We start from the raw sequence: 24,233 nt of genomic DNA, 5'->3' as shown, positions 1-24,233 counted from the left end.
TTTTTGAGTTTGTATGTGTTGCGATTTTATACACAAACCTGACAGGTTTAGAGATTTGTCAGGCTTAAATACCTGTTTTTCATTGATTTATACAAAGCGATTTTCGCAAATCATTTGTGCTTTTGTATGACCCGACGAGCCTTAAAGCCCCGTCGGGTTAAAATGGTTCTCTTGTAAATATACTGATAAATACGACCAAATGTTTACAGCCTTTTGAGCCATTCGTAGGCTTCCCGTTCCAATTGCTCCTGATGCATGGGGTGTGCAATGCGGATGAGTTCAACGGCACGCTGGCGGCGGCTCTTGCCGAACAGGTTGGCAACGCCGTTTTCCGTAACTACATAGTGCACGTGCGCCCGCGTGGTCGTAACCGAAGCGCCGGGTTTGAGGTAGGTAACAATCTTGCTTTCGCCTTTGGCAGTGATGGAAGGCATGGCGATAATTGGTTTGCCGCCTTCGGAAAGGGCAGCCCCGCGGATGAAGTCCATCTGTCCGCCTACGCCCGAAAATTGCTGATTACCAATGGAATCCGCACATACTTGCCCTGTGATGTCAATTTCAATGGCGCTGTTAATTGCCGTTACTTTGGGGTTGCGGGCTATCACAAACGTGTTGTTCGTAAAGCCCGCGTCGCGCATCTGAATCGTAGGGTTGTCGTGTATGAAATCGTAGAGGCGGCGGCTGCCCAGCGCAAACGAGGATACGATTTTTTCGCGCATACTGTTTTTCAGCCTGCCCGTAACTACGCCGCGAAATACCAAATCCATCAGCCCGTCGGAAAACATTTCGGTATGGATGCCCAAATCCTTGTGGTGAATCAGCTCTGCCAGCACCGCATCGGGGATGCTGCCGATGCCCATTTGCAGCGTTGCGCCGTCTTCCACCAATTCAGCAACCAATTTGCCGATTTTGCGGTCGGTATCGGAAAGTTGCCGCGGCTTGGGTTCATAAATCGGTACGTGGCTTTCTATGGCAGCATGGATGCGGCTCATGTGCAGCGAACCTTCGCCGTGGGTACGTGGCACGTTCGGGTTCACCTCTGCAATGATGTATTTAGCCGTTTGCACCGCAGCCAAGCTCACATCTACCGAAACACCGAGGCTGCAATAGCCGTGTCGGTCGGGTGGCGAAACTTGCACCAGTGCCACATCCACCGGCCATATTTTGTTGCGGAAAAGCGTCGGCACATCGCTCAGAAACACGGGGATATAGTCCGCCGTGCCGTCATTGACTGCCTGCCGCATATTGCCGCCCGTAAAACAGGCGAAGGTTTGGAAACTGCCGCGCATTTCGCGTTTGGCGTAGTCGGCATTCCCTTCGGTATGGATGTGAATAACTTTGACGTTTTGCAGGCGCGGTGCTTCGGCTACCATAGCGGCAACGAGCGTTTGCGGGGTCATGGCGGCGCTGTGTACAAACACACAATGGCCGGATTGAATGCAGGAAACCGCTTCCTGTGGTGAGGTAAAATGAAGCATTATTTTGTTAGCGTTTTGGGCAAATATAAAACTTGGGTAAATCAATTTTTTTGTGTAGTTTGGTAAAAATGAACCGACAAGATATGCGAACACTCAATATTTCTATTTCCGAAGTAGAGTTCAATAAGTTCGGTCTTAAAAAAGACAACCTGACTTTTACAGAGTTTGTTGACCTCATTAGCAAAGAGTTAATGAGGCAAAATCTCAATAAATGTGTGGAATTAGCTGAAAAATACGGGCTATCTTCCATGACAATGGATGAGATAAGCGAAGAGGTAAAGGCTGTACGCGATGCAAAAAATCGTCATTGACACGAATGTTATTGTTTCTTCGCTCATTCAACGGAGCTATCCTTATAGAATCATCTACGAATTATTTATAGATGACAAATTCCTGCTGTGTGTTTCAGAGGAATTGATGTCAGAGTATTATGAAGTATTATCAAGACCTAAGTTTACGAGATTCCCTGATTTTTTTGGCAAGGCAGAAAGTCTGCTTGTAGACATTGAATTAAAGGCAAAGAAATTTACACCAAAAGAAAGAGTTGACCTTATTTCTGATAAGGACGATAATATGATTTTGGAACTTGCAAGTGAATGTGAAGCTGATTTCATAATCACAGGTAATACCAATGACTTTACTTTTTTTACTTACAGAAATACTAAGATTGTAAGTCCCAAAGATTATTGGGAAAACTATTTGCCGGAATAAAAATACCAACCCGCTGATTAACAGCAGGTAAATTATTGTAACAACACAACAAACAAACCTCAAACAAGCCATGAAGCTGCTTGCCTGTATCCTATTTTTTGCGCTTCCGTGGGCTTTGGCTGCGCAGCCGCTGACCGCAGAAACCATCGTGCGCCGGGCAGATTCGGTCATGCGGGGGCAAACCATGCAGACCGAAATCATCATCAATACCATCCGACCCGCGTGGAAACGCAGCATGGAACTCAAAGCATGGGCAAAGGGAACGGATTTTTCCATGATTCTTATCACCTCACCTGCCCGCGACAAAGGCATTACTTTTTTGAAGCGGAAAAAGGAAGTCTGGAACTGGCATCCGTCGCTGGAACGCATCATCAAACTGCCGCCTTCCATGATGAGCCAAAGCTGGATGGGCACGGATTTTACCAACGACGATTTGGTCAAAGAGTCATCCATCGTGAATGATTATCAGCATACCTTGCTGGGCGATACGCTGCTGCAAGACCGCAAATGCTATATCGTGCAGATGGTTCCCAAACCGCAAACCGCCGTTGTCTGGGGTAAAATCATTGCCTGCATTGACCAACAGCACTACATGGAACTGCATTCGCGGTTCTATGACGAAGAGGGCGTACTCATCAACGTGATGAACGGCTACGAGCCCAAGCTCATGGACGGACGGCTGATTCCTACGCACATAGAAATGATTCCGATGGACAAGAAAAATCAGAAAACCGAAATGATTTACAAGTCAGTGCGCTACAATCAACCGATTGACGATAATTTTTTTACTACTGAAAAAATGAAATCCATCCGATAATGTGGCTTTTAGCACTTGCATGGAAAAATATGTGGCGTAACCGCAGCCGGACGCTTATTTCTATGGCTGCCGTTTTTTTCGCCGTCGTGCTTTCAGTTTTTGCCGAAAGCCTGAAAAAAGGCGTTTTTGATAATCTGGTCAAAAATGTGGTTGGGTTTTATGTGGGCTACATGCAGGTGCATCGCAGCGGCTATTGGGACGAGCAAACTCTGGACAACGCCTTTGCCGATGAACCCGCACTGGCGGCACGTATTGTGCAACAGGGCAATCTGGCGGCTGTTGCGCCGCGTCTGGAATCGTTCGCGCTGGCATCTTCCGAGGCCACTACCAAAGGCTGCCTTGTTGTAGGCATTGACCCCGCGCAGGAAAGCCGCGTAACGGGTTTGGAACAGAAAGTAGCCACAGGAAGCTACCTGCAAGCCAATGACCGCGCCGTTTTGCTGGGCGAAGGGTTGGCGAAACGGCTGCAATTGGGCATCAACGATACGCTGGTGCTCATTGGGCAGGGCTATCACGGGGCAACGGCAGCGGGCAAATACCTCATCAAAGGGCTGCTCAAATTCGGTGCGCCCAACCTGAACGACCAAGTGCTGTTTATGCCACTGGCCGCTGCGCAGGACTTGTACGCTGCCGAAGGACTGATTACTTCTTACGTTCTGCTGCCGCAAAATTCCAGTGATTTACAGACACTTGCAGCAAAATTGCGCCAGCTGCTGGGCAAAGACTACGAAGTGATGAACTGGGGCGAAATGCTGCCCGACATTAAGCAACACATAGAAACGGACAGCAACAACATGAAATATGTGCAGGGTGTGCTTTACATGCTGGTTACATTCGGTATTTTCGGCACTTTGCTGCTGATGATGATGGAACGCCGCTTTGAAATGGGCATGTTGGTCGCAATTGGCATGAGCAAGGTGCGGCTGATGGCGCTTGTAGTGGCTGAAACGGTGCTGACGGTGCTGGCAGGATGCGTGCTGGGGCTGCTGGCAAGTCTGTTGCCTGTGTATTATTTCAGCCTGTACCCGCTGCGCTTTGGCGGCGAAACTGCCGAAGCCTATAAACGCTTTGGCTTTGAGCCGATATTCCCGACGGCAACGCATCCGTCCATTTTTTTGGGGCAGGGACTGACCGTACTCATCATCGGGTTAGTGCTGGCAGCCTATCCCGCATGGAAGGCGCTGCAATTAGACCCTGTAACCGCAATGAAGCGCTAAACTTTTACCGCAATGATTATTTGGTTGATGGCATGGCGAAATATTTGGCGCAATAAAATGCGCAGTTTAGTGATTATGTTTTCCATTGCGCTGGGATTATTTGCAGGCATTGCGGTGCTGGCACTCTACAAAGGCATGATGAAAAGCCGCATCCGAACGGTGATTGACGAGGAAATCGGGCACTTGCAAATCCATCAGCCGCAGTTTAAGGATGACTACGAACCTGTTTTCCTCATTCCCGATGCGGAAAAAATTGTGCGGCAATTGCAGGCGCTGCCGCAGGTGAAGCAAGTCGCTTTGCGCAGCCTTGCACAAGGGATGCTTTCCACGCCGACAGGCAGCACGGGCGTACAAATCAACGGCATCGTACCCGAAGAGGAATATGATTTTTCATCATTGAGACAAAAAATAGCGGAAGGTGAAGGTTTCAACCCCGAAAAGCGCAATCAGGTGCTGATTGGCAGGAAGTTAGCCGATAAAATGAAGCTGAAAACAGGCAGTAAATTAGTGCTTACTTTCACCGACACTGCCAATAACATCGTAGCGGGGGCTTTTCGTGTGGCGGCTGTTTTCCAAAGTACCAACACCGCCCTTGACGAGCGCAACGTGTATGTGCGCCAAAGCGAACTGAACGCACTGCTAGGCATCGGTGAGGGGGTGCATGAAATAGCTGTGCTGCTGCATCGCGACGAAGATGTAGCGCCTGTGCTGACCCAAATCAGGCAGCAAACCGCGCCGCTGCGCTGCGAATCGTGGCAGGAAATTTCACCTGAAACCAACCTGATGGTCAAAACGGTGGACGATTATTCTTACATTATTATGATTATCATCATGGTTGCACTGGCGTTTGGCATCGTCAATACCATGCTGATGGCAATTATGGAACGCACCCGCGAAATTGGTATGATGGCGGCGCTGGGGACGGGTAGGCTGCGCATTTTTCTGCTGGTATTGACCGAAACCGTGCTGCTCACGCTGGCAGGTGCACCCGTCGGCATCGCGATTGGCTGGGCGGTAAGCACCTATTACAGCTACAAGGGGCTGAATCTGGCAGGTATGGGCGAAGACATGATGGGCAGTTTCGGCTTCCGCACCATGGTTTACCCCGAATTTCCGGGCGAAAGAATCGTCAGCGTTCTAATCATCGTGGTAGCTACCGCACTGATTGCAAGCATATTACCGGCCGTCAAAGCCCTGCGCATGAAACCGATTGACGCATTGCGCAATTGAATTTTGAGCATGCGGATGGTGCACAAACCCGACGGGGCTATAAGGCCCGTCGGGTTTAAAGGTCTCTTTGCGGTAAAAAACTAACAAACACAAGCTATGACAAACACAGTAATTGACGCACACAACATCAGCAAAATTTACAATGCCGATACCATCCCCGTTTATGCAGTCAATAATGTGCATTTGCACATCAATCGGGGGGAATTTACCGCGCTGGTAGGGCCTTCGGGGTCGGGTAAAACGACGCTGCTCAACCTAATCGGCGGATTAGACAGCCCCAATCAGGGCAATATCTTTATCAATGGCGTAGATATTACCCGCATGAGCGCCGGCGAACTTATCAACTTTCGGTTGCATAATATCGGCTTTGTATTCCAATCCTTCAACCTCATTCCCGTGCTGACCGCCCGCGAGAATGCCGAGTTTGTGATGCTGCTGCAAGGTGCGGACAAAACCCAACGCGAGGCACGCATGAAGCAACTGTTCCGCGAAATCGGGATGGAAGACAAATTAGACAGCACCCCTGCGCAACTGTCGGGCGGACAGCAACAGCGCGTGGCGGTTGCCCGTGCGCTGGCTTCCAAGCCACAGTTCGTACTGGCAGACGAACCAACCGCCAATCTGGATTCCAAATCTGCCGCCAATTTGCTGGACATCATGGCGCGGCTCAATCAGGAAGAAAACATCACGTTTCTGTTTTCCACCCACGACCCGCGAGTGATTGAGCGGGCGCGGCGCGTCATCACGCTGGTGGACGGGCGTATTGTGTCAGATTCGGCAGTAGTGGATACCGCACACGCGCATTAGTCATGAAATACCTTTGCTTACTATTGCTCTGGCTGGCAGGGCAAACGGCAGCGGCACAGGACAGCCTGCCGCCTGCGCCGAAATTCACACTCAACGGCTACCTAAAAAGTATGCAGTCGCTTTCCTATCCGAAAAATTTTGAGCCGCTGACTGCCAACAATCTGATTCACAATCGGTTGAATATGCGCTGGAAGCCTGTCGGCGGCTTGACTTTCGCGCTGGAACTGCGCAACCGCATCCTGTGGGGCGATGAAGTACGCGCCATCCCCAACTATGCGGAACAGTTGCGCAATACCAACGAGTCGGTCAATTTGTCGTTGGTGCCTGTCAATACTGCGTCGTTAGTGATGCACCTCAATACCGAGCGGCTTTGGGCAGAATACAAAACCGAACGCTGGCAACTGCGATTAGGCAGGCAGCGGCTCAATTGGGGCATCACGACCACATGGAATCCCAACGATATTTTTAACACCTTCAACTTTTTGGATTTTGACTACGAAGAACGCCCGGGCAGCGATGCGGCACGGCTGCAATACAACATCAGCGACTTTTCCAATGTAGAAGTCGCTTTTGCGCCGGGCAGCAAGCAAGGACAGGCGGTAGGTGCTGTCAAATATTTCATTAACAAAGGCGGCTACGATTGGCAACTCATTGCAGGCGTTTATCAAAATCGCTTGACGCTGGGCGGTGGCTGGGCGGGTAATATCAAAAACGCAGGCTTCAAAGGCGAAGTACAGTTTTTTGCTGCCCATCGCAACCCCCAAGCGCATGTGAATGTGAGCCTTGAAAGCAATTATGTATTCGCCAACGGCTGGTTCATCAGCGGCGGGCTGCTCTACAACAGCGAGGGCATCAGCGAAATCCCCACCGATTTGCAGCAATTGAATTTCAATTTTTCGCCGCTGCACCTCATGCCGACGCGGTGGAATTTTTTGGCAGGAATGGGCAAGGAAATCACCCCGCCGCTGTCGGCAAACCTTTCGGTACTCTATGCGCCCGGCCCCAACCTGACACTGCTGCTGCCTTCCCTGCGCTACAATCCGGCTACGAATCTGGATGTGGACATTGTCTGGCAGAGTTTTTTTGCGTCCCTGCCTGCCTACGAAGCCCTGAATCATCGGGCATTTATGCGCTTCAAGTGGAGTTTTTAGGGGGCATTGCTTATATTGGAAAACTTTGGAAATGCTGATAAAAGCTGTCCGCACGAACAAAAGTGAAGCTGTTGTGCGTGCCAATCTGCCAAACCCATAAAATCAACCTTGCAAAACCATTAGTATAAGAGCGTACAATGAAAACAAACACTCTGTTGGCAATCGGTCTTCTGATAATCGGATTGACAAATTGCACCCCAAAAAAACAAGAAACTGCTGCACAGGCGCAGCCTTGGTGGAAAGAAGCCGTGATTTACCAAATTTATCCACGAAGTTTCAAAGATTCCGACGGCGACGGCGTAGGCGACCTGAAAGGCATCATCAGCGAGTTGGACTACATCAAAAGCCTGGGCGTGGATGCTGTTTGGCTCAACCCGATTTATACATCGCCCAATGCGGACAACGGCTACGACGTGAGCGACTATCGCGGCATACAGCCCGAGTTTGGCACCATGGCAGATTTTGACCTGTTGCTTGCCGAAATGCACAAACGCGGCATCCGTTTGATTATGGACATGGTCGTGAATCACAGCAGCGACGAGCACGAGTGGTTCAAGCAGTCGCGCAGTTCGCGCACCAATCCTTACCGCAACTACTACCACTGGTGGCCTGCCGAAAAAGGCACGCCGCCCTACCGTTACAGCCTGTTTGACGAAAAAGGCGACGCATGGCAGTACGATTCGCTGACCAATGCCTACTACCTGCACTATTTCGCCGACAAACAGCCCGACTTGAACTGGGAAAACCCCAAAGTGCGCCGAGAAGTGTACGACATCATGAAGTTTTGGGCAGAAAAAGGCGTGGACGGCTTCCGCTTGGATGCTTTCCAGTTTGCCGCCAAAGACACCACTTTTCCCAAATTCCCCGACGGATTTGAGAAAAATTTTATGCAATACTACGCCATGCAGGGCAATTTGCACGAGTATTTAAAAGAAATGAACCGCGAGGTATTGAGCAAATACAACCTGATGAGCGTAGCCGAAGGCGCAGGCAATAGCTTTGAAGATGCGCACAATTTAGTGGACGAAGACCGCCAAGAACTCAACATGGCTTATGCCTTTGACGGTGTGGATATTCCCAAGCGCACGGGCTACGATTTGCTGCACCTGAAAGATGTTTTTTCCCGTTGGGACAGCGCTTTTGCCCAAAAAGGATGGATTTCAATTTTTCTTGCCAACCACGACCAAGCGCGGATGGTCAATCGCTATGCCACCGATGCGCCCCAATTCCGCGAGGCTGTCGCTAAAATGCTGAATACCTTCATTTTGAGTATGCGCGGTACGCCTTATTGCTACTACGGCGACGAGTTGGGCATGACCAACATAGGCTTTGAAAAAATTGAACAATACCAAGATATTGCTGCCATCAACGGCTATAAAAAAGTGCTCAACAGCGGCGGCGACGTGGTAGCCTATATGGCAGACCTGAAATTCGGTTCGCGGGACAACGGCAGAACGCCGATGCAGTGGAACAGCAATCCGCAGGCAGGGTTTACCACAGGCACGCCGTGGTTGCCCGTAAATCCTAACTATGTGGAAATCAACGTAGCCAAGCAAGACAAAGACCCCAACTCTGTGCTGAACCATTTCCGCCGCATGGTGCGCTTGCGCAAAGAAAATCCTGCGTTGATATACGGTGCGTATCAACTCTTGCAGCGCGAACATCCGCAGGTATATGCCTATACGCGCACACATGAAGGCAGCCGTTTGTTGGTGTTGCACAATTTCAGCGACCGCGAAGCAAGCATCAGCCTGCCCGAAGCCGTCAGTGCCAAGCAGGTGCTCATCAACAACTACTCCGCTGACATTCCCGAAGGGAAAGATATTCGCTTAAAACCCTATCAATCAGTTATTTATAAGATGAAATAACGTGTCTTGCCTCTCTGCACAACCAAGCGGGATTTTAGCAAATTATTGGCGGGATTCACAATATTGGGAATAGCAGGCATTTTTGCGGCACACTGCGCAATGCCGAATTTAAAAACCCCGACAAGTATCACCTGTCGGGGTTCAATTTTTATGTGGTTTTACTGCTTACCAATCAGTTACCGATTAGTTGTGCAGGTCAAAACGGTCGAGGTTCATCACCTTATTCCATGCAGCCACGAAGTCTTTAACAAACTTCTCCTGACCATCGGCAGCGCCATACACTTCGGCAATGGCGCGCAGTTCGCTGTTAGAGCCGAAAATCAGGTCGGCACGAGTGGCAGTCCACTTCAACTGGCCTGTTTTGCGGTCAAAGCCTTCAAAAGTTTCCTGTGCATCGGAGGTTGCTTTCCAAGTAGTTCCGAAATCCAGCAGGTTTACAAAGAAGTCATTGGTCAGCGTTTCAGGGCGCTTAGTGAATACTCCGTGCTTAGAGCCGTCATAGTTGGTGTTCAGCACGCGCATACCGCCTACCAGCACGGTCATTTCAGGTGCGGTCAGGGTCAGCAGTTGAGCTTTGTCCACCAACAGTTCTTCGGCAGTTGCCAAATAACCGGTTTTTGACTTTTTGTAGTTGCGGAAACCATCGGCAACAGGCTCAAGTACAGCAAAGGATTCAACGTCTGTTTGTGCTTGCGAAGCATCGGTTCTTCCCGGCGTGAATGGTACCGTGATGTTATGGCCGGCATCTTTGGCCGCTTTTTCAATGGCAGCGCAACCGCCCAATACAATCAGGTCGGCCAATGAAACCTGCTTAGCAGTGTTGGCAGCGTTAAATTCTTTCTGGATGCCTTCCAGCGTATCCAGCACTTTTGATAACTGTACAGGATTGTTTACTTCCCAGTATTTCTGTGGAGCCAAGCGAATGCGGGCACCGTTAGCACCACCGCGCTTATCCGAACCGCGGAAAGTAGAAGCAGAAGCCCATGCGGTGGCTACTAATTGTGCCACAGACAGCCCCGAAGCAAGGATTTTGCCTTTCAGAGCGGCAATGTCTTGTTCGTCAATCAGTTCATGTGTAACCGGTGGAACGGGGTCTTGCCAGATGAGTTCTTCGGCAGGCACCTCAGGGCCAAGATAACGTGCACGAGGCCCCATGTCGCGGTGTGTGAGTTTGAACCATGCGCGTGCGAAAGCATCTGCAAACTCGTCGGGGTTTTCATAGAAACGGCGAGAGATTTTTTCGTAGGCAGGGTCAAAACGCAGCGCCAAGTCAGTGGTGAGCATCATTGGTGCATGGCGTACGTTGGGGTCGTGCGCATCGGGAACAGTGCCTGCGCCTGCATCGCCTTTGGGTTTCCATTGCCAAGCACCCGCCGGGCTTTTGGTCAATTCCCACTCATAACCAAACAGGTTTTCAAAGTAGTTATTGCTCCACTTGGTTGGCGTAGTTGTCCATGCACCTTCCAAACCGCTGGTGATGGTGTATTGCGCATTGCCTGTGCCGAATGTGTTTTTCCAGCCCAAACCTTGCTCTTCAATGCTTGCACCCGCAGGTTCACGACCTACGTATTTGGCGGGGTCTGCCGCGCCGTGTGTTTTACCGAAAGTATGTCCGCCGGCAATCAGAGCCACCGTTTCTTCGTCATTCATTGCCATGCGGCCGAATGTTTCGCGGATGTCGCGGGCAGCAGCAATCGGGTCAGGTTTGCCGTTGGGGCCTTCAGGGTTTACGTAAATCAAGCCCATTTGTACGGCACCAAGCGGATTTTCCAGCTCGCGGTCGCCGGTGTAGCGCTTATCGCCCAGCCATTCGGTTTCAGAACCCCAGTAGATATCCTCCTCAGGCTCCCAAACATCTTCACGACCGCCGGCAAAGCCAAAGGTTTTAAAGCCCATAGATTCCAGCGCACAGTTGCCGGCCAAAATCATCAGGTCTGCCCATGACAATTTTTTGCCGTATTTCTGCTTGATAGGCCACAGCAACAGGCGTGCTTTGTCCAAGTTCGTGTTGTCAGGCCAACTGTTCAGAGGGGCAAAGCGCTGTGTGCCTGTGCCTGCGCCGCCGCGTCCGTCGTGAATACGGTAAGTGCCCGCGCTGTGCCATGCCATACGAATGAACAACGGCCCGTAATGACCGTAGTCGGCAGGCCACCAGTCTTGCGAAGTTGTCATCAGTTCATAGATATCCTTCTTCACAGCTGCCAAATCAAGGCTTTTGAACGCCTCTGCATAGTTGAAGTCCTTATCCATCGGATTGGAAAGCGACGAGTGCTGGCGGAGGATGTTCAACTTCAACTGATTAGGCCACCAGTCGCGGTTAGTTGTGCCACCACCTGCGCCGGTTCTCAACATGCCATTGGTAAAGGGACATTTGCCCTGACCGTTTGCACCGTTTACGTGGTGCGAGGTTACAGTGTGTTCCATATGTGAAAAATAAATAATTAATGATTTGCTGTGATTTTAGATGCGCAAATTACTTAATTATGGTCAAAATTAGTTGTTATCACAACTAATTTTTGCATTGTTCTCCAATTCTTTTTTATTGCCATCTGCGGCGAAATGATAAATTCGCATCAAAATAAGCATAAATTTTCAGACCTTTCGTAAGCAAACAATTATACTGACTTTTCTAATGAACAACATTACTAAATACCCGATACAGCAATTGGGCTATCGGTTTATTCCTGCGGAATACTTACCGGAAGGCAAAGACGAATATTATCTGCGTTTTGAACAAAACCCTAACGGCAACTATCGCCATCTGACCGCCTACGAAATTGAGGCATTGGTGCGCAACAACAACACCAGCGACGATTGGAATCAGATTTGGGTCAGTGATGCCTTTGATGCGCGCTTGGTTAAAAATTGTCAGTTTTTCGGGCTGATTCGCATCGGCAAATTAGAGCCTTATTATCTGGAATACCACAACTTGCGGATGCGGGTCGGTTTGTACAACAGCACCATCATCAGCTGCGATATCGGCGACAATGTAGTGATTGACAATGTTAATTACCTGTCGCACTATCTAATTGGCAATGAGGCTATTATAGCTAACGTAAACGAAATGGCAACAACTAACTACGCCAAATTCGGCAACGGCATTGTCAAAGAAGGCGAAGACGAGAGCGTGCGCATCTGGTTAGAACTGTGCAACGAAAACGGCGGGCGGAAAGTGCTGCCTTTCAGCAATATGCTCCCGGGCGATGCGTGGATGTGGACGCGCAACCGCCACGATGAGGAACTGATGGAAAGTTTTCGGAAAATGACCATACGCGAATTCTCCCCCAAACGAGGATTCTATGGCAGAATCGGCAATCGGTGCATCATTAAAAATACAAAAATCATCAAGGATGTCAATATGGGCTCCGACGTGTATATTAAAGGAGCAAACAAGCTGAAAAACCTGACCATTCACTCGTCTGCCGAAGCCCATACGCAAATTGGTGAGGGTTGTGAGCTTGTCAATGGCATTATAAGCGAAGGCTGCCGCATTTTTTACGGTGTAAAAGCCGTTCGCTTTGTGATGGCTTCTCATTCGCAACTCAAATACGGCGCGCGCCTGATTAACTCTTATCTGGGAAATAATGCGGTGATTTCGTGCTGCGAAGTGCTGAATTCACTCATATTCCCTGCACACGAGCAACACCACAACAACTCCTTTCTCTGCGCTGCACTGTTGCAGGGGCAGACCAATATGGCAGCGGGTGCTACCATTGGCAGCAATCACAACAGCCGCGGGGCAGACGGTGAAATGATAGCAGGACGGGGCTTTTGGCCGGGGTTGTGCGTAAGCATTAAGCACAACTCGGTTTTTGCCTCCTTTACCATTCTGGCAAAAAGCGACTTCCATTACGAACTGAATATTCCGCTGCCTTTTTCGTTGGTCAGCAACGACTTGGATAAAAACCGACTGCTGGTAATGCCCGGCTACTGGTTTTTCCACAACCTCTATGCGCTGGCACGCAACGCATGGAAATATGGCGACCGCGACAAGCGTACCAAAAAAGTACAATTACTGGAATACAACTATCTTGCCCCTGATACGATTAATGAAATGATTCACGGGCTGGATATTCTGGCAGAAGCCGTTGCAAAAGCCCGTCTGCGCGAACAAAACAGCCATTGGAGTGAATATACCCATGAAGACCTTTTACCGCTCGGTCATAAACTATTGCAAGAAACTCCCGATGAAGTACAAAAAATGACCGTATTGGCCGAGGGTTTTGAAAACAGCAAGCGCCCCGTTGTGATTCTCAAAACAGCCAAAGCCTATGCCCTCTATCGCGAACTTGTAGCCTTTCACTTGGCAAAGCAACTGACCGTTTTTGCGGAAGGACAGGGCATCCGTTCGCTCAACGAACTGCTCGCACGTTTACCAAACGACTGCCGGTTATCGGAGTGGGACAATGTAGGTGGCCAACTCATCCGCCGCGATGCCCTGCAACAGTTACTAACCGACATTAAGCATAAGAAAGTAACCACTTGGGAAGAAGTGCACCGATTCTATCGCGAACAGGCGGCAACCTATCCGATGGATAAACTCAAACATGCAATAGCGGCTTATGCGCATGTTTTCGGGCAGCCGATAGACAGCAAAGCAGCCTTGGAACAACTGTTGGAGCAGAGCCTTTTCACCGACGAAAAAATTACCAAAGGCATTATGGAAAGTCGTCGGAAGGACTATACCAACCCCTATCGCAAGGCCGTTTATGCCAATGAGAAAGAAATGGACACGGTTTTGGGCAGTTTTGCCGAAAACAGTTTTATCCGTTGGGCAGAAACATCCCATCGGGACTACCGTCAGCAGGTGATGCAACTGTTGTCATAATACTCAAAATCAAGTATTTAGCCTACGCATCCTCCAAACGCTGCGCGGTTTGCGTATATCCGCATAGCCAAACAAAATCCCGACAGATTGTCAAAACCTGTCGGGATTTTTTACAGTAGATAGTCCTTTATGTAAGGCATTATTAAGCCTCGCAGAACTCCTGAAAAGCATCTACCAAGTGCTCGGCAATCATTTGTGCCGAACGGCCTTCAATGTGGTGGCGCTCAATGAAATGCATCAAATCACCATCCTTAAAAATAGCGATAGAAGGCGAAGAAGGCGGATAAGGCAACATGTATTCGCGTGCTTTGGCAACCGCCTCTTTGTCTACGCCCGCAAAAACCGTAACCAAGTGGTCGGGCTTTACGGGTGCGTGCTGAAGCGCCAATTTTACCCCCGGACGCGCTGCGCCTGCTGCACAACCGCACACGGAATTGACAACAACCATTGTAACGCCTTGGCGTTTCATGGCTGCTTCTACCTTTTCGGGTGTATCCAAATCTTCAAAACCGACCGAGGTAAGGTCGTGCTTCATGGGGTCTGTAAGTTCTTTCGGGTACATACTCAAAAGCTGATTATTGGGTGAATAAAAAACGAAAAATTATAGAAAGCCCAGCTCTAACTTGGCAACTTCCGACATCATCTCCTGCGTGTAGGGAGGGTTAAATGTCAGTTCTACCGTCACCTGATTAACGCCGGGAATGGCACTGACTTTTTCTTTGACTTCGCCCGGAATCTGCTCTGCCGAAGGGCAAGCGGGCGAGGTAAGCGTCATTAAAATGAAAACATTATTGACCGGATAGACGGTAATTTCGTAGATAAGCCCCAATTCGTAGATATCAACAGGAATTTCGGGGTCATAAACCGTTTTGAGCGCTTCTATGACCTTGTCCCGAAGGTTTTCTATCGGCACTACGTTCGTAGCTTCTGCCGAAGCGGAGGTGTTGTTTTCTGCCGCCTGTGAGGTGTCAATCAGTTCCATAAGCCGATTCAGTTAGGAGTATCCGTAGATGTATAAGCCAATGCGTAGAGTTTGAGCTGTTTTACCATAGCCGCCAAACCATTGGAGCGGTTCATGGAAAGCATCTGTCTCATGCCGATGCGGTCGATGAAATACAAATCCGCTGCAGCAATTTCGCGGGCAGGCTGACCCGAAAGCACCCGCAGCAATAGGCTCACAATGCCTTTGACAAGGGTAGAGTCGCTGTCGCCGTAGAATACAAGGTTGCCGTTTTGTATTTCGGGCTTTATCCATACCTTCGACTGGCATCCTTTGATAAGGAAATCGTCCGTTCGGTAGGCTTCCGGATAGGGTGCTAATTTTTTGCCCAATTCTATGATATAGCCGTAGCGGTCTTCTTTGTTGTCGAACAAAGCAAACTCATCTATGATTTCGTCCTGAATTTCCTGAATGGTCATAATCTGAAAAGCTATCGCAGGGTTTCGGCAGCCTTGCGCAATTCTTTGGCAAAAGTATCTATTTCCGCTTCGGTGTTGTAAACAGCAAAAGAGGCGCGAACAGTTCCGTCTATGCCCAAGCGTTCCATGAGCGGCATGGCGCAATGGCTGCCTGTCCGCACGGCAATACCTTTGGCATCCAGCATCATGCCCAAGTCTAAGGGGTGAACACCGTCTATGAGGAAGGAAAGTACGCTTGCTTTTTGGTGTGCTGTACCAATCAGGCGGATGCCCGGGATGGTAGCAACCGCATCGGTGGCATAGGTGAGCAAATCCTGTTCGTGCTTGGCAATTGCTTCTTGCCCAATGCTTTGCATGTAGTCAATGGCGGCTTTCATTGCCACCGCATCGCCGATGTTGGGCGTGCCCGCTTCAAACTTGTAGGGAATTTCGTTGTAGGTTGTCCCTTTGAAGCTCACTTCTTTAATCATTTCGCCGCCACCCATATAAGGAGGCATGGCTTCCAGCAACTCGCGCTTGCCGTAGAGGATGCCCATGCCCGTGGGGCCGTACATCTTATGCGCCGAAAAGGCGTAAAAATCAACGTCAAGAGCCTGAACGTCAATACGATAGTGCGGAGCTGCCTGTGCGCCGTCAATCAGCACTTTTGCGCCTTGTTCGTGCGCCAATCGGATAATTTCCGCTACGGGATTGACTGTGCCCAAAGCATTGGAAACGTGCATGACGGCAACCAACTTGGTGCGCGGTGAAAGCATTTTTAGGTACTCGTCCATCAAAAGTTCGCCCGCATCGTTGATGGGGATGACCTTCAAAACGGCGTTTTTTTCCTGACAAAGCATTTGCCAAGGCACAATGTTGGAATGGTGTTCCATTGTGCTGACGATAATTTCATCGCCTTCGCCGATGAAAGTGCGCCCATAGCTGGCAGCTACCAAGTTGATGGATTCGGTTGTGCCTCTGGTAAAAATAATTTGCTCTTTGGAAGGCGCATTAATCATTTTGGCGACAGCTTCGCGGGTATTTTCAAAGGCTTCCGTTGCTTTTTCTGCCAAAAAGTGAATACCGCGGTGAACGTTGGCATTGATTGCCGCGTAATAGTGCGTCAGCGCATCAATCACCTGACGCGGTTTTTGCGACGTAGCGGCATTGTCAAAATATATCAGCGGCTTTCCGTTGACTTCTTGTTGAAGAATCGGAAAATCCTGCCGAATGGATGTGATGTCAAGCATAGCAATTTCCTTGCGGAACGGAATGAATAGGCTGCAAAATTAGCGCTTATTTAAATCAATTCTAAACATAAACTCGTTTGCGGGCGATTTTGTTCAGCAAGAAATGAATTGCCGCCCCAATTGATGGGTATTTTGCAACTTTGCAACATGATTTTGCATACAAACGACCCCATCGGGCGCACGTTGCGCACCGAATGCGGCGAAATGCGCTATTTCAGCGGTACGTCTTATCTGGCATTGCCTTCTCATGCGGGTTTCCGCCAATTGCTTGCCGAAGGCATGGAACGGCACGGGAATAACTTCGGCGGCTCGCGCACTGCCAACCTGCGGCTTGCGGTTTATGAGGCGGCGGAGCAATTCTGGCAGCAATACACGGGCGCTGAAAAGGCAATTCTGCTTTCTTCGGGCTTTATGGCAGGGCAACTGACGGCTTGGTGGTTGCGCCAACACGTACACAAACACCCCGAAACGGTTGTTTTCTATGCGCCCCGTACGCATCAGGCGCTTTGGTCGGGGCTGGAAACCCGCGAAGACGGCGCGTTCGGGCAATGGCTGGAAACTATGGTGGCAAAGGTGCAGCGCGAACCAAACCGCCCTTATTTACTGGTTTGCAATGCTTTAGACTCGGTAAAAGCCGAACTTTATGACTTTTCGCCGCTGGCAGACTTGCCCGAAGGGGCACAAGTTACGCTCATTGCCGACGACTCGCACGGCATCGGCATTACGGGCGAAGCGGGCAAAGGCATTTTCCCGACCTTACAACGGTTTGCGCAGGTGCAGCCCGTTGTAGTGGCTTCGTTGGCAAAGGCTTGCGGGCTTGCCGCAGGGCTGATTCTGACCAATGCACACTACGGTCGTTTGCTTTCGCACAATGCCTTTTTTGCCGGAGCATCCCCTTGCGCGCCTGCCTGTGCGTATGCCATGCTGCACGCCGCCCCGATTTGGGAAACGCAGCGCCTGCAATTGGCTGAAAATGTGGCGTTGGCAGCCAAAAAACTGCATCCCTTCGGAATTTTTAAGTTTACCGAAGGCTATCCTGTATTTTACACCGATGTGCAAGGGCTGTATGAATTTTTATTGGAAAAGGGAATACTGATTTCGGCATTCCCTTATCCTGATATCAACGGCCCGACGGTTACTCGCGTGGTTATCCATGCGGCGCATACCCCCGCCGACATTGATTTTCTGGCAAGTGCAGTGGAAGATTTTTTGAGCCAAAAGTGAAAATTATTCTTCGTAAGCCCACTCAATACGGTCTTTCATGTCTTTGACAACGATGCCCAACTCCTTAAACTGCGCGCGGAGAGTATCTACCATGCCGAAGTCTTTGTTGAGTTTAGCTTCGCGATAAACGCCCAACAATACACTCATGATGCGGTCTATGTCGGTGCGGACTTCTTCGCGCAGCCCAAAAACATCCTCCACAAAGGCAATGTAGGTAGCAATCATTTTTTGGAATGTTGCCTCATCCAGCATGGCCGCTTTCATTTGCCCGTTGTGAATGGAGTTGATTTTTTTCAACAAATTCAACAATGCCGAAAGCGCAACGGCTGTGTTGAAGTCATCGTTCATGCCTTTGTAGATGGAAGCAATGATTCGGTTGATTTCTTCAACAGCTTTGCTGTCCACTGCAACAGAGTCATCGGCTGCATACTGCATTTTTTTTGCAATTCGCAAGCCGTTGATAACTTTCATATAGCCCTTTTGAGCGGCTTTGAGTGCATCGTTGGAAATATCCATCGTGCTGCGATAGTGGGTTTGCAGCAGGGCATAGCGGAAAGTCATCGGGCTATAGGCCTGCTCCAACAGCGGGTGGTTGCCCGTAAACAATTCCTGCGGCAAAATGCCGTTGCCTGCGCTTTTGCTCATGCGCGCGCCGTTCACGGTCAGCATGTTGGTGTGCAGCCAATATTTCACGGGTTCTTCGCCGCAATAGCCGACCGACTGTGCAATTTCGCACTCGTGGTGCGGGAATTTTAAGTCCATGCCGCCGCCGTGGATGTCAAACTTTTGCCCCAGATATTTCTGACTCATTACGGAGCACTCCAAGTGCCAGCCGGGGAAACCTTCGCCCCAAGGGGAGTTCCAGCGCATGATATGCTCGGGTGATGCTTTTTTCCAGAGCGCAAAGTCTTCGGGGTTGCGTTTTTCGCCTTGCCCGTCTAATTCGCGTGTGCCGGATACCAACTCATCCAATATGCGTCCCGATAATTTGCCGTACTGATGCTGTAAATTATATTTGCGTACATCAAAATAAACTGAACCATTGACTTCATAAGCCAAGCCGTTGCGCATAATGGCCTGCGCCATTTCTATCTGCTCTACTATGTGTCCGGTTGCTTGCGGCTCAATGGAAGGCGGAATATTATTGAGTTGCTCCATTACCACGTGGAAGTTGTTGGCGTAGCGCTGCACCACTTCCATCGGCTCTAAATTTTCTAATTTCGCTTTTTTGGCAATTTTATCTTCGCCTTCGTCAGCATCGTTTTCCAAATGGCCGACGTCGGTAATATTGCGCACGTAGCGCACTTTGTAGCCAATGTGAGTCAGGTAGCGATAGATAATATCAAAACAGGTAAAAGTGCGGCAATTGCCTAAGTGTACAAAGTTGTAAACGGTTGGCCCGCATACGTACATGCCTACAAAGGGCGGATGCAGGGGCTCAAAAGGTTCTTTTTCCCTTGTGAGCGTATTGAAGACTTTCAGGTCTTGGTTCATCATGGGGCAAAGGTAAACAACCTGTATAAAAGTTGGTAGCTGTTGGTCGGTTGCCAAATTTGTTTTTAGCAAGGCTGCAAACCTATTACCAATATATCATCGGTTTGAGGCAACATGCCTTGCCACGTTCTCAACTCATTGACTATCATCGTTTTTTGCTTATCCATCGGGTGTTGAGAGGTATTCAGCAATAACTCGCGGAAACGGCGAGAGTAATATTTGGTGTTTTCTGCTCCGCCGAATTGGTCTTGGAAACCGTCCGTATAGGCATAAATTTTATCGCCGGGCTGTAAAGCAATTTCAATGTCGGGATAAGTGCGCTCTGTTTTAATCTGGAAGCTACCGATGGGCAGTTTGGCACTTATCAAACGTTCAATGGTTCCGTTGCGCACCAAGCAGATGCTGCTGTTAGCTCCTGCGAAGGTAAGTGTCTGTTTATCCGTATCAAAAACCAGCAGACTGATGTCCATGCCGTCATTTACGGGTTTGCTTGCGCCTTTGCCCTGTAAAATTTCAATGATGCGATGATGTAACTTATGCAAAACGACGGAAGGAGTTGTCAGATGCTCAATTTTGATAATTTGATAAAGTGTGGTAATCCCAACCATTGTCATCAGAGCGGCTGAAACGCCGTGTCCGGTACAATCGCCTACGGCCAGAATTTTGTACTGCTCGCGTTCGGTGTACCAATAAAAATCGCCCGAAAGCATGTCTTTGGCTTTCTCAAAAACAAAGCAATCGGGAAAACTTTCTACCAATCGCTGCGGGTCGGTGCGGAAGGATGCCTGAATCCGCGTAGCATACATGATGTTTTCGGTAATATGCCGATAGGCCTCGCTGATGAGCTTTTGTTTGGTTTCCAAGCGCTCATTTTGCATTTTTTGCTCTTCGGTCAGCATCTGCAACTCTTCCTGCTTGGCTTTCAACTCTTCGTTTTGTTCTTGCAGTGAGTCTTGCAGTACAATCAGTTCGTGGTTTTGCTTTTCTATCTGCTCGGTTGCCAGCGCTGCGTCCCTGATTTTTTCATCTAATTTCTTAAACGTCGGATACACTAAAAACAGGTTTTGGAACAGTAAAATGCTGCCAACAATCAGCAATACCGCCCACAGGTAATTAGATGCATCGCGGTTGTGCGCACGGTGCAATCCGGCATAGTGGATATCCGTTAGTTCGCTGATTTGAGCGACAAGCGTATTGGCTGTTTTTATAACCTCCTGAACAGCAGTTGTATCCGTGTTAATCATGCGGACATATTTTACCAAAGTAGGTGTTATTTCAGCCAAATCTTTTTCTATCTCGGGCGTGTGATAAAGTTGTGCTTTGGAAAAGGTATCCGTCTTGTTGAGCAGGTTGTAGTGAGTGTTTTCCAGAAGTGTTACCAGCGAATCAATCGTACGGTGTGCCTGCATTCGCTCGGATATGCTCTTTGCCTGACGGTTAAATAACCAAGCGGCCTGCAAAGACCTGACCAATGTTCTCTGGCGGCCGGCCATGTTGGAAATGCGGTTCAGTTCGTTCTTTTGCTCCACGTGCTGAATGGCAAAACTGAGCCCTAATACCAACGTAAAAAAGCCGATGATAAAGGAAATGATAAGACTTGACGCCAGCCGCCGAGTAGATACCATGGGGGTGATGTAATAATTGAGATGCAAATTTAGAAAATATCACATGTTCGGCAAAAAACGATGTTTTTAGCATCCGGTGGGAGTCAATGCGCGTCTTCCCGCAGAAAATCTGCCAGTGCAAGTGCAGGATTTGCCGTTTTCATGAAATTTTCACCCATCAGAAAGCCTTGAAAACCAAATTGTTGCAGTTCAATAACCTCTGAAAGGCTGCTGATACCGCTTTCCGAAACGCTTGGCACGCCCGAAGGTATCAAGCGGCTCAATCGCTTGGAAACCTCCAAACTCACTTCAAAAGTTTTGAGGTTGCGGTTGTTTACGCCCACCATGTCTATTTCGGGGAAAAAACTGCGCTCCAATTCTTCCTCGCTGTGTACTTCTAAGAGCACTTCCAGCCCCAATCCGTGTGCAGTGCGCGTAAATTGGCGAATTTCGGCAGGGGTGAGCGCGGCGGCAATCAGCAGGATTAAATCTGCACCTAATGCCTTGGCCTCAACAATCTGATAATCCGAAACGGTAAAATCTTTTCGCAAAATCGGGATTTCAACGGCAGCGCGGGCAGCTTGTAAGTCTGCATTGCTTCCGCCAAAAAAACTTACATCTGTAAGTACCGATATTGCTGCTGCGCCTGCCTCTTGATAGCCGCGGGCAACTTCGGCAGGCTGTGCATGGGCGTTAATCACTCCTTTGGAAGGTGATTGTTTTTTAAACTCGGCAATGATATGCGGCAGCTCCGAAGGGCTTTGCAGGCGTTTTTTCAGCGAAACCGTCGGGCGGCCAAACAGCGGGCTTTGCTCCAATTGTGCCGAAGTAACCGCCTCCATGGCAGCGGCTACTTCGGTCTTTTTATGGGCAATTATCTTTTGTAGGATGTCCATTTTTTATGCAAATGAGTACTCGTATTTCTGTAGTGTTGCGTTGAATTTGAAAGTGATTTTTCGCCCGTCGGCTTCTTTGAGAATTTCCAGTAGCTTTTTTAAGCCGAAAGCGTTGTAAAAATTGCCCAAAGGCTGTGCGTCGGGATGAATTCGGATGTACTGTTGTTCGGCTGCCTCAAATTGGTGCAGCAATTCCATGAATTGTTCCATAATTTTTTTGAGTTTATGATTGATAATTGACAAGTTTTTTAAACGAATGGAGTGCTTTTTTGCCCATCAGCGAATCGGTGGCCTGTGCTACGGCATCGGCAACAGACAGCGCAGGGTTTACGGTTCGCAGCCCCATGGCGGCATTGGCTATCACGACTTCGTTTTGCGCCTGTGTGCCTCTGCCTTCCAGAATTTCAGTGAAAATTTTGGCTGCTTCTTCTACGGTTTTGCCGCCGTAGAGGCTTTCCTGCGTTTTGGCACTGAACCCGAAGTCTTGCGCCTGCACTACGCGCTCGCCTTGTGCATCAATGACTTTGCAGGGCGAGGTGAGCGAGATTTCATCGTAACCGTCTAAACTGTGAACAACGGCGAATTTTTTGCCCGTTTGCTGGTACAAATAGCCGTATTTGCGTGCTAATTCAAGGCTGAAAACTCCGACAAACTGGTAATCGGGGAAAGCAGGATTGACCATTGGCCCCAACATATTGAAAAATGTTTTGACACCCAGTTCGCGGCGAACGGGGGCTACGTTCTTCATAGCGGGGTGGAACATCGGCGCGTGCAGGAAGGCGATATTGGCGCTGTCCAACATGCGCAGCAAATCATCTTGGTTGTTGGTGAACCGATAGCCGAAATATTCCAGCATGTTAGACGAGCCCGACACCGAAGAAACGCCGTAGTTGCCGTGTTTAACCACTTTCACACCTGCACCAGCTACTACAAATGACACCAGCGTGCTAATGTTGAAGGTATCTTTGGCATCGCCGCCCGTGCCGCACACATCAATGGCGGGCATACCTTGCGTATCGAACGGGATGCAGAGTTCCAGCATGGCATCGCGGAAACCGCCGAGTTCCTCTACGGTAATGCTGCGCATGAGGAAAACGGTCATAAAAGCGGCCATTTGGCTGTTGTTGTATTGCCCCTGCGCCAAATTGATAAACACTTCGCGGGCAGTGGCTTTGTCTAAGGTTTTGTGTTCAAAAAGATGGTTGAGAATTTCTTTCATGGTCGTCAGATTAATTTTTCAGCCAGTTAGCCAGCATCTGTTGCCCGTAGTCTGTGATGTAGGATTCGGGGTGGAACTGTACGCCCTGCACGTCGTATTGGCGGTGGCGCAGCGCCATGATGTTGCCCGCCGCATCTTCGGCAGTGATTTCCAGCACTTTGGGGAAATCTTCGCGGCGCACAATCCACGAATGGTAGCGGCAGGTCTTAACGCTGTTGGGGATGCCTTCAAACAGCGTGTTTTCGTGTTTGAGCACAGTAGTTTCGGTGGCTATGCCGTGCACTACCTCGCCCAGATTGACCAATGAGCCGCCAAAAGCCTCACCGATGGCCTGATGCCCCAAGCATACGCCCAAAATGGACTTTTCGGGGGCATAGCGGCGAATCAGTTCGGGCATGATACCCGCATCGGCAGGCAGCCCCGGCCCGGGCGACAGCAGGATTTTGTCGTAGGCCGCCACCTCGTCCAAACTGATTTTGTCGTTGCGGTGCACATCGGGTGCAGCGCCCAGCACTTTGAGCAAGTGCACCAGATTGTAGGTAAACGAATCGTAATTGTCTAAAACCAGAATTTTCATGCGTTTAAGGGCAAAACAAAAAGGCTTGCTGCGGTGAACAGCAAGCCTTTTTGGGTTTTCAATCTATCATCAGTTGCGACAATAGGCTACTGTTCACACGGGTTTCCCATGTGCCAGAACCAATAGCCAAAGAATATCGCGCCTCGATTTTTCATTACTTCGCAAAGTAGCGGAACGATTTTGTCAATTCCAAATTTCTCGGTTTAATTTTTTGTTTCATAGCGCTGCTGACAGGCAGATATCGCAGGTTCGCACGGAATTGATTTTTAAAAGAGAAGCAATCAGCGTTCGTCCTTGGCATCCTTTAAAAGTTTGCGTGTTTAAGAAGGTACTTGATACAAAAAAAGAGGCCGTCCGAAAAGGGGCGGCCTTTTTCATTAAGTACTAGCCAATAACAGAGTTTGGTTGTGCTTTATGGGCAAGCATGGCTTGTAAAACAGGGTTGTTAGCCTCCGCAAGGCGCG

The 24,233-nt window shown here is 49.3% G+C and carries 22 protein-coding genes; 10 read left to right on the top strand and 12 right to left on the bottom strand.

The genetic code is table 11. From position 1 onward, the window contains the following. Positions 1 to 203: 203 nt before the first annotated feature. Positions 204 to 1,478 carry an acetyl-CoA hydrolase/transferase family protein gene (locus NDK19_RS10885; RefSeq protein WP_250631910.1) on the bottom strand — a complete coding sequence of 425 codons (1,275 nt, stop codon included), beginning with the start codon at positions 1,476 to 1,478 and terminating at the stop codon, positions 204 to 206. 83 nt (positions 1,479 to 1,561) lie between these two features. Between NDK19_RS10885 and NDK19_RS10880 the strand changes: the two genes are divergently transcribed. From NDK19_RS10880 to NDK19_RS10845, 8 genes are all read left to right on the top strand, one after another. After that, positions 1,562 to 1,789, top strand: coding sequence for a hypothetical protein (locus NDK19_RS10880; RefSeq protein WP_250631909.1), 228 nt, complete (start codon positions 1,562 to 1,564; stop codon positions 1,787 to 1,789). Continuing rightward, positions 1,770 to 2,189: a putative toxin-antitoxin system toxin component, PIN family gene (locus tag NDK19_RS10875; RefSeq protein WP_250631908.1), complete on the top strand. Its 420-nt coding sequence runs from the start codon at positions 1,770 to 1,772 to the stop codon at positions 2,187 to 2,189. Before NDK19_RS10880 ends, NDK19_RS10875 begins: the two co-directional genes overlap by 20 nt. Positions 2,190 to 2,259: 70 nt before the next feature. Then, a complete protein-coding gene (locus tag NDK19_RS10870; RefSeq protein ID WP_250631907.1) occupies positions 2,260 to 3,006 on the top strand; it encodes an outer membrane lipoprotein-sorting protein in 747 nt (248 codons plus the stop codon). Then, positions 3,006 to 4,223, top strand: a complete 1,218-nt coding sequence (locus NDK19_RS10865; protein ID WP_250631906.1) for an ABC transporter permease — start codon at positions 3,006 to 3,008, stop codon at positions 4,221 to 4,223. Before NDK19_RS10870 ends, NDK19_RS10865 begins: the two co-directional genes overlap by 1 nt. A 12-nt stretch (positions 4,224 to 4,235) precedes the next feature. Next, positions 4,236 to 5,453, top strand: a complete 1,218-nt coding sequence (locus NDK19_RS10860) for an ABC transporter permease (RefSeq protein WP_250631905.1) — start codon at positions 4,236 to 4,238, stop codon at positions 5,451 to 5,453. A 96-nt stretch (positions 5,454 to 5,549) separates the two neighbouring features. After that, positions 5,550 to 6,260: an ABC transporter ATP-binding protein gene (locus NDK19_RS10855; RefSeq protein ID WP_250631904.1), complete on the top strand. Its 711-nt coding sequence runs from the start codon at positions 5,550 to 5,552 to the stop codon at positions 6,258 to 6,260. Positions 6,261 to 6,262: 2 nt separating this feature from the next. Further along, the gene (locus NDK19_RS10850) at positions 6,263 to 7,411 is read left to right on the top strand and encodes a hypothetical protein (RefSeq protein ID WP_250631903.1); all 1,149 of its coding nucleotides are present in this window, start codon (positions 6,263 to 6,265) and stop codon (positions 7,409 to 7,411) included. Between the two features lie 137 nt (positions 7,412 to 7,548). Next, positions 7,549 to 9,279, top strand: coding sequence for a glycoside hydrolase family 13 protein (locus NDK19_RS10845; protein ID WP_250631902.1), 1,731 nt, complete (start codon positions 7,549 to 7,551; stop codon positions 9,277 to 9,279). A gap of 183 nt (positions 9,280 to 9,462) precedes the next feature. Here the strand turns inward: NDK19_RS10845 and katG are convergent, their stop codons facing one another. Continuing rightward, positions 9,463 to 11,703 carry a catalase/peroxidase HPI gene (gene katG / locus NDK19_RS10840; RefSeq protein WP_262910316.1) on the bottom strand — a complete coding sequence of 747 codons (2,241 nt, stop codon included), beginning with the start codon at positions 11,701 to 11,703 and terminating at the stop codon, positions 9,463 to 9,465. 208 nt (positions 11,704 to 11,911) lie between these two features. Here katG and NDK19_RS10835 point away from each other — a divergent pair, with 208 nt between their 5' ends. Beyond that, the gene (locus NDK19_RS10835; RefSeq protein WP_250631901.1) at positions 11,912 to 14,107 is read left to right on the top strand and encodes a DUF4954 family protein; all 2,196 of its coding nucleotides are present in this window, start codon (positions 11,912 to 11,914) and stop codon (positions 14,105 to 14,107) included. Positions 14,108 to 14,249: 142 nt separating this feature from the next. On the opposite strand, the gene NDK19_RS10830 is transcribed toward NDK19_RS10835, so the two are convergent. From NDK19_RS10830 to NDK19_RS10815, 4 genes are read right to left on the bottom strand one after another with little or no spacing between them, the layout of a single operon-like run. Next, entirely contained in the window at positions 14,250 to 14,669 is a 420-nt protein-coding gene (locus NDK19_RS10830; protein WP_250631900.1) for a BrxA/BrxB family bacilliredoxin, read from the bottom strand. 39 nt (positions 14,670 to 14,708) lie between these two features. Continuing rightward, positions 14,709 to 15,089 (bottom strand): SUF system Fe-S cluster assembly protein, encoded by a 381-nt coding sequence (locus NDK19_RS10825; protein WP_250631899.1) that lies wholly within the window; start codon positions 15,087 to 15,089, stop codon positions 14,709 to 14,711. Positions 15,090 to 15,097: 8 nt separating this feature from the next. Continuing rightward, positions 15,098 to 15,526 (bottom strand): SufE family protein, encoded by a 429-nt coding sequence (locus NDK19_RS10820; protein ID WP_250631898.1) that lies wholly within the window; start codon positions 15,524 to 15,526, stop codon positions 15,098 to 15,100. Positions 15,527 to 15,537: 11 nt separating this feature from the next. Continuing rightward, entirely contained in the window at positions 15,538 to 16,755 is a 1,218-nt protein-coding gene (locus tag NDK19_RS10815; RefSeq protein WP_250631897.1) for a cysteine desulfurase, read from the bottom strand. A gap of 147 nt (positions 16,756 to 16,902) precedes the next feature. On the opposite strand from NDK19_RS10815, the gene NDK19_RS10810 reads away from it, so the two are divergent. Next, positions 16,903 to 17,979 carry an aminotransferase class I/II-fold pyridoxal phosphate-dependent enzyme gene (locus tag NDK19_RS10810; protein WP_250631896.1) on the top strand — a complete coding sequence of 359 codons (1,077 nt, stop codon included), beginning with the start codon at positions 16,903 to 16,905 and terminating at the stop codon, positions 17,977 to 17,979. A 3-nt stretch (positions 17,980 to 17,982) separates the two neighbouring features. On the opposite strand, the gene cysS is transcribed toward NDK19_RS10810, so the two are convergent. The 6 genes from cysS to NDK19_RS10780 form a co-directional block, all read right to left on the bottom strand. Then, positions 17,983 to 19,476 (bottom strand): cysteine--tRNA ligase, encoded by a 1,494-nt coding sequence (cysS, locus tag NDK19_RS10805; RefSeq protein ID WP_394801682.1) that lies wholly within the window; start codon positions 19,474 to 19,476, stop codon positions 17,983 to 17,985. Positions 19,477 to 19,538: 62 nt separating this feature from the next. Beyond that, the gene (locus tag NDK19_RS10800) at positions 19,539 to 21,098 is read right to left on the bottom strand and encodes a SpoIIE family protein phosphatase (protein WP_250631895.1); all 1,560 of its coding nucleotides are present in this window, start codon (positions 21,096 to 21,098) and stop codon (positions 19,539 to 19,541) included. Positions 21,099 to 21,181: 83 nt separating this feature from the next. After that, entirely contained in the window at positions 21,182 to 21,973 is a 792-nt protein-coding gene (gene trpC / locus NDK19_RS10795) for an indole-3-glycerol phosphate synthase TrpC (protein ID WP_250631894.1), read from the bottom strand. A 3-nt stretch (positions 21,974 to 21,976) separates the two neighbouring features. Beyond that, positions 21,977 to 22,183 (bottom strand): hypothetical protein, encoded by a 207-nt coding sequence (locus NDK19_RS10790; protein ID WP_250631893.1) that lies wholly within the window; start codon positions 22,181 to 22,183, stop codon positions 21,977 to 21,979. A gap of 13 nt (positions 22,184 to 22,196) precedes the next feature. Then, on the bottom strand, positions 22,197 to 23,192 hold the full coding sequence (gene trpD / locus NDK19_RS10785) for an anthranilate phosphoribosyltransferase (RefSeq protein ID WP_250631892.1): 996 nt from the start codon (positions 23,190 to 23,192) through the stop codon (positions 22,197 to 22,199). A gap of 10 nt (positions 23,193 to 23,202) precedes the next feature. Further along, on the bottom strand, positions 23,203 to 23,769 hold the full coding sequence (locus tag NDK19_RS10780) for an anthranilate synthase component II (protein ID WP_250631891.1): 567 nt from the start codon (positions 23,767 to 23,769) through the stop codon (positions 23,203 to 23,205). Positions 23,770 to 24,233: the final 464 nt, after the last annotated feature.

The organism is Rhodoflexus caldus (assembly GCF_021206925.1).
GTDB classification, from domain to species: domain Bacteria; phylum Bacteroidota; class Bacteroidia; order Cytophagales; family Thermoflexibacteraceae; genus Rhodoflexus; species Rhodoflexus caldus.
This window is presented reverse-complemented; position numbering and strand designations above follow the sequence as displayed.

Bases quoted from the DNA above. Each gene is read 5' to 3' on its own strand.
- NDK19_RS10860 (WP_250631905.1), top strand. From the start codon at position 4,236: ATGATTATTTGGTTGATGGCATGGCGAAATATTTGGCGCAATAAAATG.
- NDK19_RS10830 (WP_250631900.1), bottom strand. From the start codon at position 14,669: ATGTACCCGAAAGAACTTACAGACCCCATGAAGCACGACCTTACCTCG.
- NDK19_RS10875 (WP_250631908.1), top strand. From the start codon at position 1,770: ATGCAAAAAATCGTCATTGACACGAATGTTATTGTTTCTTCGCTCATT.
- trpD (WP_250631892.1), bottom strand. From the start codon at position 23,192: ATGAAAGAAATTCTCAACCATCTTTTTGAACACAAAACCTTAGACAAA.
- NDK19_RS10835 (WP_250631901.1), top strand. From the start codon at position 11,912: ATGAACAACATTACTAAATACCCGATACAGCAATTGGGCTATCGGTTT.
- katG (WP_262910316.1), bottom strand. From the start codon at position 11,703: ATGGAACACACTGTAACCTCGCACCACGTAAACGGTGCAAACGGTCAG.
- NDK19_RS10855 (WP_250631904.1), top strand. From the start codon at position 5,550: ATGACAAACACAGTAATTGACGCACACAACATCAGCAAAATTTACAAT.
- NDK19_RS10880 (WP_250631909.1), top strand. From the start codon at position 1,562: ATGCGAACACTCAATATTTCTATTTCCGAAGTAGAGTTCAATAAGTTC.
- NDK19_RS10810 (WP_250631896.1), top strand. From the start codon at position 16,903: ATGATTTTGCATACAAACGACCCCATCGGGCGCACGTTGCGCACCGAA.
- trpC (WP_250631894.1), bottom strand. From the start codon at position 21,973: ATGGACATCCTACAAAAGATAATTGCCCATAAAAAGACCGAAGTAGCC.
- NDK19_RS10825 (WP_250631899.1), bottom strand. From the start codon at position 15,089: ATGGAACTGATTGACACCTCACAGGCGGCAGAAAACAACACCTCCGCT.
- NDK19_RS10780 (WP_250631891.1), bottom strand. From the start codon at position 23,769: ATGAAAATTCTGGTTTTAGACAATTACGATTCGTTTACCTACAATCTG.
- NDK19_RS10845 (WP_250631902.1), top strand. From the start codon at position 7,549: ATGAAAACAAACACTCTGTTGGCAATCGGTCTTCTGATAATCGGATTG.
- NDK19_RS10850 (WP_250631903.1), top strand. From the start codon at position 6,263: ATGAAATACCTTTGCTTACTATTGCTCTGGCTGGCAGGGCAAACGGCA.
- NDK19_RS10870 (WP_250631907.1), top strand. From the start codon at position 2,260: ATGAAGCTGCTTGCCTGTATCCTATTTTTTGCGCTTCCGTGGGCTTTG.
- NDK19_RS10790 (WP_250631893.1), bottom strand. From the start codon at position 22,183: ATGGAACAATTCATGGAATTGCTGCACCAATTTGAGGCAGCCGAACAA.
- NDK19_RS10865 (WP_250631906.1), top strand. From the start codon at position 3,006: ATGTGGCTTTTAGCACTTGCATGGAAAAATATGTGGCGTAACCGCAGC.
- NDK19_RS10820 (WP_250631898.1), bottom strand. From the start codon at position 15,526: ATGACCATTCAGGAAATTCAGGACGAAATCATAGATGAGTTTGCTTTG.
- NDK19_RS10815 (WP_250631897.1), bottom strand. From the start codon at position 16,755: ATGCTTGACATCACATCCATTCGGCAGGATTTTCCGATTCTTCAACAA.
- NDK19_RS10800 (WP_250631895.1), bottom strand. From the start codon at position 21,098: ATGGTATCTACTCGGCGGCTGGCGTCAAGTCTTATCATTTCCTTTATC.
- cysS (WP_394801682.1), bottom strand. From the start codon at position 19,476: ATGATGAACCAAGACCTGAAAGTCTTCAATACGCTCACAAGGGAAAAA.
- NDK19_RS10885 (WP_250631910.1), bottom strand. From the start codon at position 1,478: ATGCTTCATTTTACCTCACCACAGGAAGCGGTTTCCTGCATTCAATCC.